The organism is Calditrichota bacterium (assembly GCA_013112635.1).
In the GTDB taxonomy this organism is placed as follows: Bacteria; Calditrichota; Calditrichia; order Calditrichales; family J004; genus JABFGF01.
The window spans coordinates 1,012,709-1,027,975 of record JABFGF010000001.1; the positions used below are offsets into that span (position 1 = coordinate 1,012,709).

The window sequence follows — 15,267 nt, forward strand, 5'->3', positions numbered from 1 at the left end:
CTCCAAAAAAAAGTTTAACTTAAAATAATTTTTTTATCCCTTAAATCTATCAGCTTTTTGTTATTTATGTTAAATAAATAGCCTGCAAAGATCAGTGATAATCCAAGGAATTCAGTAATATACAAAATTTCTATATATCCAAAACGAGTAAATGTGCCTCCTATCCCAGGAAGTAATGCGCCAAAAGCAATTAACACATTTCCTATAAACCGATAGTAGGTTTTATTATTCCTTTTAAAGCGAACTGCTGATAAAATTGCCCCTCCCACCAAAAAAACAAATGCATAAAGATTAATAAAAGGGCTAAATAAGCGAACCCACTGCCAATGAATAACGCCTCCGGATAGACGAAATGGCTCAACCTGTGAATAATCCAAAGGTGTTATTAAAACAAAAAATGCCGCTATTATTATTGCCGGAATAAGTGCCCATGTTAATCGATTTGCCGTTTTAGGTTTTAATAATAAATATACAGTACCTTGAGCTAAAGGCGCACCTCCCAGCAAGGCGCCTGCAATATACCAGCTTCTAAAAATAAACTCATTCCAACCAAAGATGGATACATATGATTCTGTAAACGTGCCAACACCATACATTACAACACCTGCGCCCCACCAAAGTAAATGCATACCGCCACCTTTGGTGTTATACCTTCTAAAGATATGCCATGCAAAATATATTGAAAAAAGTGTTGTTGCTACGGGGATATAATAAACAAAATTAGGCATTATTATTCTCATTTTAAAACACAGTCACCGGATACCCAATGATACCCGGGAACTACGCCATGCGGGGACATTTACGGGATTAGTCGAGATATTTCCAATTTATGGTAAATGTACCCGATTCCCCCTCAGAGTTATAGTAATTTACAATTTCGAAAGCTGCATGTTGGCCATTGTTTGCTTTTACAACATAAATATAATCTTTGGCTGTAAGTAAATGACCATCACCATAATCATACCACCCAAGTGTTATATAGCTTGGCATTGTATCACTTGCAAAACTGTCGTCTGTAACCGTTGTAATTGAATTTATATCAGTAGTTGCAAGCTTTTTAGCTTTTACATTTTCACCAAGCCAGAAAAAAGATCCATCTAACTTTAAGTCAAATGATTCACTAGCAGAAACAGCCCCACTATTGAATGCAAAATATTGCATGTTTGTATTAGCATCTTCAGAAACAAATGAATCTACCCCGACAGATGAAAAATCTGATGTCCCATCTTCAAGATATTTGTAACGCCATTTAATGTCAGAAAGTGTGTGAGTTGGTGGTCCGCTATATTTATACTCGATAATTTGCAATAAGGCCATTTTGCCGGCACAAGTTTTAACAGCATAAACATCATTTGTAATTTGAAATGTTTGACTATTAAACCAGTTTTGACCAATAAAAGCAACGCTTTCAGTTACATCTGCTGAAAATTCGCCTGCAGAGGGGATTTCATTTACATCATCTAAACTTACTGCATCTACTATTGCCATAGTAACATCTGTCCCGGTGAGAATAACAGGATCGTTAGGCATAGTAAAGTATTGGCATGGCGCTGTTTCAACTACCAATGGAACTGTTGAAAAGGCAATATCCCAGGTAGCGGGAACATCCATACTGCCAGTATTATTATTAAATGTAAAGTATTGTGTCCCATCAGTTTTAACATTTACAGATGTAAAAGTCTGTGCATCCGAATTTTTTTCATCAGGACTAGTTGAATTCTCACTACAAGAGACAAAGATTAAAGTTATAATAAATAGTGTAAATATTTTCATGATTCCTCCACGAATAATTATTTAAGCGTTCAAGAATAATCTTTAATTTTTCATTCTTAGAAACGCGATTTATTTGTTTTTATTTATAAGTTAATTTTTATACTTGAAAAAAATTCACGCCCAGGCATCGGTCCCCATACCTTGTCTACATAGTCATTCAAATTGTTTACACCAACTTGTCCGCTTACTTGGTTCCAAACCGGAAAATTAATATTCGCGTTAACAAGGTAATAGCCGTCAATCCAAATTTTATTTCCATCAATAGGAATAAAATCCTCCCCAATAAAACTAAATTTTTTACTTGTAACCTGGCCCAAAATATTAAGAACAATATTGTTAGGAAAGGAGAGTGAAAATCTAAGATTTACTCTATGTTTTGGTTTAAACTGCAGAGGCGTCTTTGTCTTTTTACTGTAAGAATCAAAATAATTGTAACCAATCGATGTTTCCAACCATGATGTTGGATAATACTCCATATCCCACTCGGCTCCCCACGTTTGTGCATTTTCTACATTCATATATGTTATGTGCAGCGCCCCGTCAACTTTTCCAATCACCTGATAATCAATAAGATTTGAAATTCTGTTATAGAAAAAATTTAAACGGGAGTGATATTGTTTTTCTGACCAAAACTCAAATCCAAGATTATAAGCATTTGAGTGCTCTGGCCTGAGATCCAAATTTCCTTTAATTAAATAATTAACAGAAGAGTTATAGTAATCGAGAAGTCTGTCTTTAAAAGTAGGGACTCTAAATCCTTGAGCATAAGAAAGGCGAATCCGATTGTTATAGCTTGGGGAAAACATAAGTGAAGCTTTCGGAGTAAATTGCTCTCCAAAGATAGAATGTTTATCAAAACGTCCACCTAAAACAATTGTTGTCCATGAAGAGAGAATAAGTTCATTCTGGAAAAAACTATTAAACACATATCTATCTGCTTCAGTGTTTTTGATGCGATCTGACTTTAGACTTTCGGTTTCAAACCCCACACCGCCATTAATTTTATAATCATGTGATTCATGACTAAACAATATTTCATTTTTAAAAAGGTTTTCTGTTGTCGGCGCTTCCCCTTTTTTTAAAAACCCGGATGAAATAACAATTTGATCGAAGTGGTGATTATATGTAGAGAATTCGCTTATGGTGGTTATTTTAGCATTCTTTATCCAGTTATGTTCAATTTTAGTATTAGCAGTAAAATAATCATTTGAGATGCGGTTTTTAAAAATATCGTTTGCCGTTATTGTTTGCACTTCATCATGAAAATGCGTTTGTAAAATCACATCAAAGTATTCAGAAAACTGTTTTCTTACTTTCAACTGTGTTTGGTATTTATCATAAGATGTCGCGTCTGTCCGAGTTGTTTTTTTGTCAAGATCATATCCATCATGTTTGCGGTAACTGACATTTAATAGTGGCTGAAAACCTAAGAAATCACTTCCAACTGAAAAATCTGTGTCTAGCTTTCCATAAGATCCATACTTAATATTTGAATCGAAACTCAACTCATCTTTTGGCTGCTTTGTAATGACATTTATTACACCACCCATGGCCTCACTACCGTAAAGTGTCGATGTTGCGCCTTTTACAATTTCAATCCTTTCAATTAAAGATGATGGAATTTGTGAGACATCAAGTTTTCCATCCACGCGGCCAATCATTTTCATACCATCTACAAGGATCATTACATGTTCACTGCCAAACCCCTGAAGTTCAACAGTACTTGTGCCGGTTCCGATCCCATTTGAAGTAACATTGACGCCTGTTGTTGAAGAAAGAAGTTCAGCTAAATCGGAAGCACCGCTTTTAATGATGGTTTCTTTTTTAATAAGTTGTGTTGAAACAGGACTGTGTTTTAAAAGGCGTTCACTTCTTGTGCCGGTTACAACAATTTGATCAAGAGTTAATGCCGACTCTTTTAAAACAATATTATGTTTCAGGGTTTGATTTTTTATTAACTGAATTGAAGCTTGATATTCATAATAGCCAATATATGAGCAAATAAGAGTGTAATTACCTGGTTCTAACTGATCCAGGTTTAATTCAAACTCTCCGGTTGTACTGGAAGTAGAACCAAACTGCGTTCCTTCGATATAAATATTTGCTGCAACAAGCGGTTCAGAGTGTTCAGCATCTGTAACCAATCCTAATATCTTTGTATTACCAGCAATGCTGTGAGTTGCAAATAATAGGATGTTTAGTAGAAGTGTAATATTAAATAGTCGTTTCATTTTTAACTTTCAAAAATCTATAATTTTTTCTCAAATGGATTAATATAGAAGTTGCCCAACTTGATTGAGATAGTTCAAGTTGGGCCCAGGAGGTTGGTTTATACTTCTATTGTCTATGACTATCATCTGTATAGACAAATTGTATGCCAAGAATATTGGGGAATAATATTAAACACTTACTCCAAAGTAAGTCATTATTTTTAAAGGGGATACACGATTTAAAGGGAAGGGGTTTTAATTATAAATTTTAAAAGACTGATTCAATTTTTTCACTTTGAAAATTATATGTTTTCAGATTGAAAAATCAGGGGAGTTCTTTTACATCATATTCTTTTAGTTTTCGCCACAATGTTGTTCGGCCAATTCCTAAAATTTTGCAGGCTTTGTCATAATCCCATTTTGTCGAATTTAAAGTATTCAAAATATGAGATTTTTCAACATCCTTTAAAGTTGCATTTTTTGGGTTTCCATTTGATGAAAAGTCAACTTTTACACCACGAATGGTTTGGGGTAAGTCAAATTCGTTAACTTGCTTTCCCAGGGAAAGTGCAACGGCATGCTCCACAGCATTTTCTAATTCACGAATATTGCCAGGCCAGTCATAATATTGAAAGTATTGTAAAGTTTTATTAGAAAATTCTGTTACTTCTTTTTTAAATTTTGTAGAATATTTTCTTAAAAAGTGTCCAGCCAATATAGTAATATCTTCTTTACGCTCTTTTAATGTGGGTAAATCCAGCAGCATTACATTTAAACGATAAAACAAATCACTTCGGAAAATTCCTTTTTTTACCATTTCAAACAAGTTTTTGTTTGTGGCTGCAACAACTCGTACATCCACTTTTATGGTATTATTACTGCCAACAGGTTTAATGTCACCTTCTTGCAAAAAGCGCAAAAGCTTTACTTGTAACTGTTGAGGAAGTTCACCAATTTCATCCAGGAAAATCGTACCTTTATTGGCTTCAAAAAACAAGCCATTTTTATCCGCAACAGCACCTGTAAATGAACCACGTATATGGCCAAATAATTCACTTTCTAAAAGATTTTCCGGAATTGCCCCACAATTTACAACTATAAATGGTTTTTCAGATCGGGAGCTTAAGTTGTGAACAGCCTTTGCTACAAGTTCCTTACCCGTTCCACTATCGCCCTGGATTAAAACGCTAATATCCGTCTGGGAAATCCGGGATATCATTTCAAACAAATGCTGCATTTTTGGAGCACTGCCAATAATGCCCATAAATTTGTAGCGGGAATCACTGGAAAGCCAGTTGTAAAAATCATTTACTTCAAGCTCAATCCATGGATTTACATCAGTGAGTATTCTCTTCCGTTCCAGTTTATTCTTTTCAATCGCCCGTTCAAGATCTGTATAATTATAGGAATAAATTGATGTAAACTTTTTATGCAGCTTTTTCTTTTCTGTTTCTTCAGCACTATTCAGGATAAGTAAAGGGGCATTATTTTTAATTGCCATTCTAGTGCTAATTCTCTCAGAATCCAACAATGAAGATTCTATCTGATTAATAATTAAAATGTCAGCATCATTTGAAAGATTATTATCATGAGCAGTTAAAGTTATCTCAGGTAAAGACTTTTCTCCTAAATAATTGCTGTCTTTTGCATTGCCACTAAATAAAAACCTTCGGCAGCCCAATCGATATAAAGCATTTATAGTTAAATAAGTATTCTCTGATATGTTGTCGATTTGTACAACAACTGTGGATAGGTTTTCAAAAATTTTGCAGGCTAGGTCGCTAAAGATATCTGAATTACTAATGGCAATATTAAAATAATTTGTACTCAATCGTACTTTTTCATGAAGCCAAATACTTCTTTGGAAAAGCCTTTGGAAAACAGCGCCCACAAATGTTTCTTGCTTAGCCAGGTTATAATCATTTACAAAAGACTTAACAAAATCTTTTTGATTGGAACTGTTATCCATTCCATTGGCGATTAAAAAGAAATGTTTAATCGCATTATTTTCAACAAATATTTGTCTCTCATTTTCAAGAATGGAGATATTTTTAAAAGTGGATTTTATCGTTTCAAAAAACAAATAATCTTCGGGTAAAACATTGTCCGAAAATGCAAAAACTGTAAGGCATTTACTGCCACGGACAAAAAGCATCTCTTCTACATTTAATGCATTATAAACCCTTTTAATAGAACCAACATTTAGTTGAGCACCATTATCTGTGTTTTCAATTTTTGGATATAGGAATTTATAAGCTTTAAATGCCATGTAATTAGTTTTGATTAATGTTTAGAATTGATGAGCACCAGGTATTACTTTTGAAACAATGAAGAAAGAAAATAAAATTAAAACAAATCCAATAACCGATATTAAGGCTGCATGTTTGCCCTGAATTTTGCCAGTTTTCCTGCCTACTAAATGTACTATGTACACTATTAAAGTTAGCAGAACCACAATAATTTTTGGATCCAGATAAAATGATTCCGTCCAGACTAAAGTGGCAAAATAGAATCCCAGGATAAAACCAATCGAAACAAAAATAAGACCTACATTAATAGCTGTTTCGCTTATGCGTTCAAAATATGCTAAAGACGGAAGTTTGCGAAAGAAAAGACCCAGCTCTTTTTTTTGTATTTCCCGGTATAGCAACAAGAAAAGGATACTTGCTATTACAGAAAGCGTAAATCCACTATAGCCTAAAAGCATAAACAATACATGCGTTTCAAATCTAATATCATATAAAACCGGATTTATTTCTGCAGTCGAATCAAAAGTTAAAAAAGACTGTAACAAAAGAATTAATACTACTGACAAAATTAGAGCTCCCTGAGAACGCTCTTTTAATTTAAACTCTATAACTAAATAAAGTGTAGCAGTAATCCATACAAAAGTACTAACTGCCTCACTTACGGTAGCTATTGGAACTCTGCCATTTTCAAATGCGAAATAGATAATTAGGGCCAGGTGCAAGCTTACTGCAGCAAAAAACCAATTTTGTGCTCTCTGATTTTGTTTACTTTTGGTGTTAATAAAATCTTGCCAGTAAAAATAAGTTGCAACTGTATATACCAGAAAAACCAGCCATTGAAGTATTGTAAACAAACCGCCTCCAAAATTTATCTCGGATATGGAAAAACAAATATTGTTGGAAAATTACATATTTTTTGCGATGCTAAAAAATATATTTATTACAATTATTCTATTTGGAACAAATTGGACAGAGTCATAATTTTGCGCATTCAATATTTTAGGAGCAACTTGTGAGTAAAGTATCTGTTACATCTGAAATTAATACACTTAAAAAAGTTATAATTCATACACCGGGCCGGGAACTGGAGTTAATGACTCCTGAAACAGCAGAAGAAGTTTTGTATGACGACATTTTAAATCTACAAAATGCCCGCAATCAGCACAGCCAACTTAGTGGTGTACTTGAAAAGGTTGCTCAACCCTTTCAGGTTAAAGATTTGCTTCTTGATATTTTGAAAGACTCTAAAATTCACAATGAATTTATAAATACAATTTGTACGAACCTTAATGTTAAGGAATACAAAGATGAACTGATGAATCTTTCGGCAAAGGATTTGGCCAATCAGATAATTGTCGGGACAGAATTAAAAAAGGATACGTTGGAAAACTATCTATCCAGACATCATTTTGCTATTCCTCCTTTACCAAACCTGTTTTTTACGCGTGATGCAGCAATGGTTGTAAACAAACATGCTTTGATTGGCAATATGGCAACCGCGGTACGAACAATGGAAACCCTGGTAATGCGTTATATCTTTCATTATCATCCAGAGTTGGATTGCGAAGTTGACCACCTTGTAGACACCACTGCACTCAACAAATCACAAGTGACTTTTGAAGGAGGCGATGTCCTCATTGTTCGTGAAGATACAATTTTGATTGGGATGAGTGAACGGACAAGTCCGGGCGGAATTGATTATTTAATTGAACATTTCAAAAGAATAGGAAAAGTAAAGAATATTTTTGTGGTTATGCTGCCAAAACACAGGGCCTGGATTCACCTTGATATGGTATTTACTATGGTAGATAAAGATAAGGCTGTAGTTTTCCCTGATTTAATAAATGAAAGTAACGCTGTTGACGTAATCCATGTTAATATCAGCAATCCGGAGAAGCCACATTTTAGCCGTCATGATTATCTTTTAGATGCACTAAAAAAAGTAGGCATTAACCTGCACCCTATTTATTGTGGTGGTCAAGATTCTCTTTATCAACAACGTGAACAATGGCAATCCGGCGCTAATTTTTTTACAATAGCCCCCGGTAAAGTAATTGGCTATGGTATGAATTATTACACCTTCGATGAGTTGGAGAAAGCTGGTATCCCAAGAATTGAAGCAAGAGATGTTATTGAAGGTCTGATCGATTTATCAACATTGGACAAATATGCTATTGCTATGAAAGGTAATGAGCTAACACGTGGTGGAGGCGGTTGCCGGTGCATGACAATGCCAATTTTGAGAGAAGAGTAAGAAACCGAAAGGCGTAGCGCAGAGCGACCAACACATGTCAACCTGCTCTACGCATAACGCTCTTCGCTCTTCATTTCTTTTACATAATTGGGGCTTTCTTAGTATCCTTAGATTCTTTTTTCCATTGCCTTATTACCCGCAGCAAATCTCGCCGTGTAATTTGTCCGATCATTTTGTTATCTTCATCGGCAATCACTAATCTTCTAAAAAAGTGTTTCAAGAAAATATCTGCCACCTGAAAAACATCGGTATCCGCGCTGGTAGTAACTACTTTAGTTGTCATAATATCAGATACTTTTGCGCTCGGCAGAACGTGATAAACCCCTTTTGTTAAAACAGTCAGGCAGTCTTTTTCGGATAAAATACCAACTATCCGGTCATACGGATCAACTACAACAGCACTTGTCACCCCCCGATCCAATAAGACATCTATTGCCTTGTATACATCCATGTCCGGGCTGAGTGTTACGAAAGTTTTATCCATAAACTCTGATATTTGTGGAATTTTTGGCATGACGTCTCCTTAGTTTTTTGTACGTAGCCTAAATAAACGTCCTAAAACCGAATAAGTCAAGTGTGAAAAAAGTATTTAGTTTTGCGGTGAGATAAATTGCAGCAAACCGATATTCAATTTTACAAATTATTCATTTTAAAAAAGTCTTTTAGTTTTTCATTTGATTCAAATTGAACAGCCTGCATACCTGCCTTAACTGCCCCATCAACATTTACTTGGCGGTCATCAATAAAAAGACAATTCTCGATAACAGTATTTACAGAATCTGCTGCTTTGAGGTAGCATATTTCTGCCGGTTTCATAGCTCCAATCTCAAAACTCAGAATTGGATTTGTGAACATCTTTAAAAAGGGATATTCTTTTAACAAGAAATTCCAATGAATTGCATCTGTATCGGAAAGAAGTCCAACAGGATATTTTTTTGCAGTCTGTTTAAGAAATGTCTCCATCTCAGGCATCGGTTTAAAAATGGAAGCCCATTCCCTTTTAAACTCGTCCAGGCTCACATCGATATTATAGTTTTCTCTAACTTTCTGAAAAAACTGTTCATCATTGCATTTACCGCTGGAATGCTCAATAAACCATTCCTCGGTCATTACTTGCTCCAGCGTAAAAGAAAAATCCGGGTTATTGCCCGGATTTGTGTATTTATTAAAAAGACCTGAGAAATCAACATCTACCAAGACCCTTCCCAGGTCAAAAATTATTGCCTCAATTTTCAAACCATATCCCTCGTTTTTTGCAGGATTGTTGCTGCGGCATCATTGTAATTTTCCAATTCTCTATCCGGATTGGCAAGGGGTTTGTCTGAAACCACTTCATAATAATAACGGAATTTTGGCTCAGTCCCGGATGGACGCATTAAAATCCAGCTGTCATCTTCCATAAAAACTTTTAACCCGTCAATTGTTAAAATGTTTTTGATAGTTTTTTCGATTCCCCCAATGGTTATTTTATCACCAACTTTATATAATTTATTTTGCAGGATGTCCACAACTTGAGCTTTATAAGCCTGCCAGGCTTCAACAGACACGCCTTTAACATCAACACCCGCACGTCCCGGATAAAAATAACCATATTTCAATCGTAGTTCTTCATAGAGTTCAGACAGGTTTTTATTTGAAGTAGAAATTGCTGTCAAAGCAGCCATGAATCCGGATAAGGCACATTTTTCCAGTGTATGGCCAATAAATGAAATTCCATCCGATTCCTCAAAACCCATCACATAATCACCACTTAAAAACTGGCTTCGGAAATTTTTAAAACCAACCATTGTTTCAGTACTATCCTGACCATTTTCCCTTGCAATCTTTCCGGCAAATCCCGATGATGGTACCGAGTGGACTATCTTGCCATTAATACCGCGTTCCAACAATCCGGAATAAGCGATAACCGAGAAGAGGTTCATATCAATATCCAGCTTGTGATCGGCGTATCGAATTCGGTCTGCATCTGGATCCATGGCCATACCAAGGCTAAATTTTCGATTTTCCTTTTTTAAAATATCTAAAAGCGGTTTTTGATTCGGGGCGCTCGGTTCAGGTTTCATACCGTGAAAAGAAAAATCCTCATCTTCATGCCTTGTTATCAAAGCCCCGGCCTGAATTAATTCGTTCCAAACATCCTGGCCAAGCAATTCTTGAACATAACCTCTGGAAGCACCGTGCATAAAATCCACAATCATTAAAAAATCATTTTTATTCTCTCTCAGCCAGGTGCGGATTGCATCCAGATCAAACACTACACTTTTCTCTTCAATATATTTTTTAAAAAATGATGCTGCATTCACCTTTTCAACTAAAGTTTGATCAATATTTTTTGCCGGCTCAAAATCACTTACCTTCATTAATTTGTTCGCAGCAACTTCAATTACAGAAGTGAGATCCGATTCGGCACCGCCGCCATCTGCGGGATTAAATTTTATTCCGGCATATTCCATTGGGTTATGCGATGGCGTGAAATTCACCAATCCGGCCAGTCCCTGATCTTTAACAAAAGCTGAACCGACACCAGTAGGACACATTCCGGCATCATATACTTTTACTCCAACCAATGTTAGTTCTTTTTTAGCTGCTTCAATCCACACATCACCCATAAAACGATTATCGCGCATAACCAGCATTCCGCGTTTCTGAACATCGGAAAAAGAGGAAAACTTATTGTATTTCAAATAGTGTTCACTTTGGATCAATTCTGTAATTGCACGTAAAACTTTGTGGATATTTATCAATGTAAAATCTTCACCGATTACACCGCGCCAACCCGAAGTTCCCAACACAATAGTTGTAGGATCTGTTTTGACCATGGCACGCTCGCCCTGATGATTGCGGATTTTTGAAATCACTGCTCTTGCCTGATCGCGGACTTCATTTGAAACAGGTACTGTGTTATAAAAAGCACCGAGTAAAAGTGCTGCTTCCCATAAATTTGGTTCTTTGCCTTCATCCGAAGAAAGATTAGCATTTATTTGCTCGATTGTATTTTTCGGGATTTCGTTGATTGCCAGAATCTCTTTCTTAATCTCCGTAGCAAAATCAATTTTTTGTTTTAAAAGGTCACTCATTTTTACTCCAAAATTATTTAATTTTTATTCTGAATACGCCAAACACAATTTAGTGATTTTAACGTTTACGAACCAGCCGTTTACAGAACACATTTATTCAATCCACTCTCCATCATCAAGTAAACGCGGAGTTACTTTTATCTTTTTTATTTGTTTGATATTTACTGTACCGGGTTTGGATTTTCGCGGTTTGCTTACATTTTGCGCTTTGCAGTAATGAACTGAAACATTTTTACCATTGCGCATCTTGGAAAACCAGGCTGCCAATGCCGCAGCTTCTTTTATGCTATCTTTATCTTCTTCATAATCAGCACAACACAGAACAACGTGGCTGCCAGGAAACCCGGCCACATGGAACCATAAATCATTTGCGTTTGCCAATTTCAAACTCAAATAATCATTGGATGCATCATCCTGCCCAACCAATATTTCTAATCCTGAACTGCTTGTAAATTTTTTAATTTTCATCAATCACTACAAACTTAATACAAGTCCCATTTCGGTTTTATAATCATTTTTCTTAATTCCATCGGCAGGAATACTGTCAAAGCGATAATTGAAACCAATGGCCAAAGATATTTGGTCCTCAATTTCAAAAGTCAAACCCGTTTCACCAATTATTTTATAATCACCCAATTGATCTAACATGGGCTGGTAGTAAACCACGGAATCCCAGTTGATATATTCCTTTATTTTTTTCTTAAAAGTCAGGTATGTGCTAATTCGCAAATTATTTAGTTCCGAATCATGTTTGGCGGTCTTTGGTAAATCATATTTCTCTTGTTCAAAAAATATTGAATTGCCTATCCAAAGCTTATCCGAACCCAGGCTAAATAAATGAGATCGCAGGCCTGCACCAGTCAGTTTTCTAGAAATAAGAAGATGCTCTTTGTCATAATCAAGCTGTACGAACAACTCCAGTTTAAACCGCGCCGACAAATCGTGGATATTGCGTAGATGAAATAATAAAGAATTGGAAAAGCTTTTTCTGTCTTCCCAGCCGAAATCCCCTGAAACGACAAACAGATAAGTACTGCTCTGCAATTTATATGATAAAACTGATTCAATGGAAAATTCCTGAAAGTCCACATTTCCTTTTTGGACAGTTGCACCAATTTCCGATTGAAGTGACAGACCAAGGCTATCATGGGATGAACGATATTTTTCTGTATTGACCTGGGCAAACAGGTTTGAAAAAGAAAGAGCAAATAATGTTATAAATAATATGATTTTCATTTTATCACTTTTCATTTTTATTTATGAATTAACAAATATAAGCAGTATTGGATTTTTATGAAATTGAAATTATTTGTTTAACTTCCTGAATATTGTTTTGTAAAATTCAGGGTTACTTGTAAATTTCACCTTTTTAAAAAACCGGGATAAAATATGCTCAAATCTGCCACGCCAGAAGCAACAAAACTTTACTCTAAAAAATATGAAACTTTAAACTATGAACACCTTGGGCAGACAAATCTCTCCGTTAGCCAGGCAGGGTTTGGAGGTTACCGCGTCCATATTTCTGTAGATGAACACAGACAGGCGCTGGAATACGCGCTGACACATGGCATTAACCTTATCGATACAAGCAGTAACTATGCTAATGGTGGTTCTGAAGAGCTGATTGGTGCAGCATTCAAAAACCTATCCGAAGAAAAAAAACTAAAACGCGATGAGATTGTAATTGTCAGTAAAGTGGGCTATTTGCAGGGACAAAATTTTCAACTGAGCCAACAACTGAAACAACAAGGAAAACCATTTCCGGATCTGGTAGAATATGGCAGTGGCCTTGAACACTGCATCCATCCCGATTTTCTTGCGGATCAATTAACAAGAAGTTTAAATCGTTTGCAAATGAAAACAATCGATGTCTACCTTTTACATAATCCTGAGTACTATCTTTTGTGGGCACACAAGCAAGGCATGGATTTAGAGGAAGCCCGCACAGAATATTATCGGCGAATTGAGCAGGCATTTATGCAGCTGGAAATTGAAGTGCAAAATGGGCGCATTCAGTTTTACGGAATTAGTTCAAATACTTTTCCAATACCATCCAAACATTATGATTTTACCAGCCTGGAAAAGGTTTGGGATATTGCTGAAAGTATTTCTAAAAACCATAAATTCCGGGTTGTTCAAATGCCAATGAATTTATTTGAAACTGGCGCGGCTACAGAACCAAATCTATCCGACAATCAGTCTCCTCTTAAATTTGCGGAAATAAAAAAGATTGCAGTTTTAGTAAACAGACCGCTCAATGCTTTTTCTGGAAACCATATGAAACGATTGGTAACCCTGGAAACAAGTGTTGAGTTTGATCAGGATGCGTTGCAAGAGAAGTTCTCTCAAATTGTCAATATGGAATCTGATTTTGTCTCTAATATATTACCCGTTTTAAATGCAGATGAAGACACACAAAAAAAGTTTTCCGGTTATTTTTCGAGCGGGAGCTATTTAAGTACAAACTGGCAAAAACTAGGCCCGTATTGGCAATGGATTGAAAGCCAGGCTCTTTTTTTAACAGATCAAATTAGTCATGCAGTTCAGCAAGTAAATGATCTTCCGGATAAAAGCAAAGAGACCATTAAATGGCTGGATGACTATGTTGAATTATTTAACACTTTGTTGGGGTATTTAACTTTATACCTTGGTGAAAAAATCTCTAAAGAAAACAAAATACATTTTGATAAAATAAAAGATATTAACAAAGTCTTAAATAAATGTGAAAGTCTTCAAGAATTGGCACTTAGCGCCTTATTGAATAGCGATGGTGTCACCACAACCTTAGTTGGTATGCGCCGCAAAGAATATGTGCAGGATGTGTTAAATATTCTGAAACAATCCAAAATAAATCTCCCAAAGGATTTCTGGATAAATACAAATAAACAATAATCGCAGTCGCATTCATACGACACAGAATCAATTTAAAAAGTCGCATATTTACGACCAGACAAAACCTTCCACTTACTACAATTACCCCTCAATCCATTGTTTTTATTAAACTTACCCACTTTAATAAATCTCTGGCACATTCTTTGACATAAGTAAACTGTTTTCTGATCCTCCACGGCCAGGATGGATCAATCTAAACTAACATTTTTTATCTTTTAAGGAGCGTATCATGAAGAAGGGATTACTTTTACTATTATTAATTTTTATTTTACCTTTTGCAACCATCGCCCAGGAAAACAAATATTTTAATTCTGGCAAGATGGTAGCAACAGCCGGCGTTGGCTTGTCTGGTTTAGGATTAGGATATGGCGTGGGGTTTGAATATGGAATTACAGATAATATTGGCGTGTTTCCTGCTTTTATCACACATAGTTATGAGAGTGGTATACAATCTTGGTCATTTAATGCTTTTGATATATGGGGTACTTATCATTCTAAATCAATAAGCAGTTGGTTTGGTAATAGCGATAAAGTTGATGCGTATTATATGGGTGGCGTTACAATCGTTTCATTTGGAGTAGAAAGCGGTATTGCGAAAGAGGAGACATCTTCTTCATTTGGTTTTGGTGTAGGTGCCGGTGGGCGTTATCACTTTAGTGATAAACTTGCTGCATACGGTGAAGGAAGATATCGTTTTGCAAGTTTTAAAACCGATAGTTATAGTCTTGCCATTGCATGGTACAGCTTAAATGTAGGAGTTTCTTACGCAATAAATTAATTTGCAAAATAATTGACACAATATGTTTAATAAA

The 15,267-nt window shown here is 35.6% G+C and carries 13 protein-coding genes; 3 read left to right on the forward strand and 10 right to left on the reverse strand.

Annotation, left to right across the window (positions count from 1 at the left end; genetic code table 11):
- Positions 1-14: 14 nt before the first annotated feature.
- The 5 genes from HND50_04190 to ccsA all read right to left on the reverse strand — a co-directional run bounded on the left by HND50_04190 (position 15) and on the right by ccsA (position 7,086).
- Positions 15-728 (reverse strand): hypothetical protein, encoded by a 714-nt coding sequence (locus HND50_04190; GenBank protein ID NOG44403.1) that lies wholly within the window; start codon positions 726-728, stop codon positions 15-17.
- A 79-nt stretch (positions 729-807) separates the two neighbouring features.
- Entirely contained in the window at positions 808-1,773 is a 966-nt protein-coding gene (locus tag HND50_04195) for a hypothetical protein (GenBank protein ID NOG44404.1), read from the reverse strand.
- Positions 1,774-1,856: 83 nt separating this feature from the next.
- Complete coding sequence (locus HND50_04200; GenBank protein ID NOG44405.1) at positions 1,857-4,004, reverse strand: TonB-dependent receptor; 2,148 nt, start codon at positions 4,002-4,004, stop codon at positions 1,857-1,859.
- Positions 4,005-4,308: 304 nt separating this feature from the next.
- Positions 4,309-6,252 (reverse strand): sigma 54-interacting transcriptional regulator, encoded by a 1,944-nt coding sequence (locus HND50_04205; protein ID NOG44406.1) that lies wholly within the window; start codon positions 6,250-6,252, stop codon positions 4,309-4,311.
- Positions 6,253-6,273: 21 nt separating this feature from the next.
- Positions 6,274-7,086: a cytochrome c biogenesis protein CcsA gene (gene ccsA / locus HND50_04210; GenBank protein NOG44407.1), complete on the reverse strand. Its 813-nt coding sequence runs from the start codon at positions 7,084-7,086 to the stop codon at positions 6,274-6,276.
- A gap of 158 nt (positions 7,087-7,244) precedes the next feature.
- Here ccsA and HND50_04215 point away from each other — a divergent pair, with 158 nt between their 5' ends.
- Positions 7,245-8,486 carry an arginine deiminase gene (locus tag HND50_04215; GenBank protein ID NOG44408.1) on the forward strand — a complete coding sequence of 414 codons (1,242 nt, stop codon included), beginning with the start codon at positions 7,245-7,247 and terminating at the stop codon, positions 8,484-8,486.
- 79 nt (positions 8,487-8,565) lie between these two features.
- Here HND50_04215 and HND50_04220 read toward each other — a convergent pair whose 3' ends face one another.
- The 5 genes from HND50_04220 to HND50_04240 all read right to left on the reverse strand — a co-directional run bounded on the left by HND50_04220 (position 8,566) and on the right by HND50_04240 (position 12,799).
- The gene (locus tag HND50_04220) at positions 8,566-9,000 is read right to left on the reverse strand and encodes a CBS domain-containing protein (protein NOG44409.1); all 435 of its coding nucleotides are present in this window, start codon (positions 8,998-9,000) and stop codon (positions 8,566-8,568) included.
- Between the two features lie 119 nt (positions 9,001-9,119).
- Positions 9,120-9,722 (reverse strand): HAD family phosphatase, encoded by a 603-nt coding sequence (locus HND50_04225; GenBank protein NOG44410.1) that lies wholly within the window; start codon positions 9,720-9,722, stop codon positions 9,120-9,122.
- Positions 9,719-11,563 (reverse strand): hypothetical protein, encoded by a 1,845-nt coding sequence (locus HND50_04230; GenBank protein NOG44411.1) that lies wholly within the window; start codon positions 11,561-11,563, stop codon positions 9,719-9,721. Before HND50_04230 ends, HND50_04225 begins: the two co-directional genes overlap by 4 nt.
- A gap of 93 nt (positions 11,564-11,656) precedes the next feature.
- Positions 11,657-12,031, reverse strand: coding sequence for a DUF814 domain-containing protein (locus tag HND50_04235; protein NOG44412.1), 375 nt, complete (start codon positions 12,029-12,031; stop codon positions 11,657-11,659).
- A gap of 6 nt (positions 12,032-12,037) precedes the next feature.
- Entirely contained in the window at positions 12,038-12,799 is a 762-nt protein-coding gene (locus HND50_04240) for a DUF481 domain-containing protein (protein NOG44413.1), read from the reverse strand.
- 153 nt (positions 12,800-12,952) lie between these two features.
- Between HND50_04240 and HND50_04245 the strand changes: the two genes are divergently transcribed.
- Both HND50_04245 and HND50_04250 read left to right on the forward strand, forming a co-directional pair.
- Entirely contained in the window at positions 12,953-14,455 is a 1,503-nt protein-coding gene (locus HND50_04245) for an aldo/keto reductase (protein ID NOG44414.1), read from the forward strand.
- Positions 14,456-14,684: 229 nt separating this feature from the next.
- A complete protein-coding gene (locus HND50_04250) occupies positions 14,685-15,233 on the forward strand; it encodes an outer membrane beta-barrel protein (GenBank protein ID NOG44415.1) in 549 nt (182 codons plus the stop codon).
- Positions 15,234-15,267 lie beyond the last annotated feature (34 nt).

What these genes read in the sequence shown, in the direction of transcription:
- HND50_04235 (NOG44412.1), bottom strand. Translation starts at nt 12,031, where the DNA reads ATGAAAATTAAAAAATTTACAAGCAGTTCAGGATTAGAAATATTGGTT.
- HND50_04250 (NOG44415.1), top strand. Translation starts at nt 14,685, where the DNA reads ATGAAGAAGGGATTACTTTTACTATTATTAATTTTTATTTTACCTTTT.
- HND50_04220 (NOG44409.1), bottom strand. Translation starts at nt 9,000, where the DNA reads ATGCCAAAAATTCCACAAATATCAGAGTTTATGGATAAAACTTTCGTA.
- HND50_04190 (NOG44403.1), bottom strand. Translation starts at nt 728, where the DNA reads ATGCCTAATTTTGTTTATTATATCCCCGTAGCAACAACACTTTTTTCA.
- HND50_04195 (NOG44404.1), bottom strand. Translation starts at nt 1,773, where the DNA reads ATGAAAATATTTACACTATTTATTATAACTTTAATCTTTGTCTCTTGT.
- HND50_04240 (NOG44413.1), bottom strand. Translation starts at nt 12,799, where the DNA reads ATGAAAATCATATTATTTATAACATTATTTGCTCTTTCTTTTTCAAAC.
- HND50_04245 (NOG44414.1), top strand. Translation starts at nt 12,953, where the DNA reads ATGCTCAAATCTGCCACGCCAGAAGCAACAAAACTTTACTCTAAAAAA.
- HND50_04200 (NOG44405.1), bottom strand. Translation starts at nt 4,004, where the DNA reads ATGAAACGACTATTTAATATTACACTTCTACTAAACATCCTATTATTT.
- HND50_04205 (NOG44406.1), bottom strand. Translation starts at nt 6,252, where the DNA reads ATGGCATTTAAAGCTTATAAATTCCTATATCCAAAAATTGAAAACACA.
- HND50_04230 (NOG44411.1), bottom strand. Translation starts at nt 11,563, where the DNA reads ATGAGTGACCTTTTAAAACAAAAAATTGATTTTGCTACGGAGATTAAG.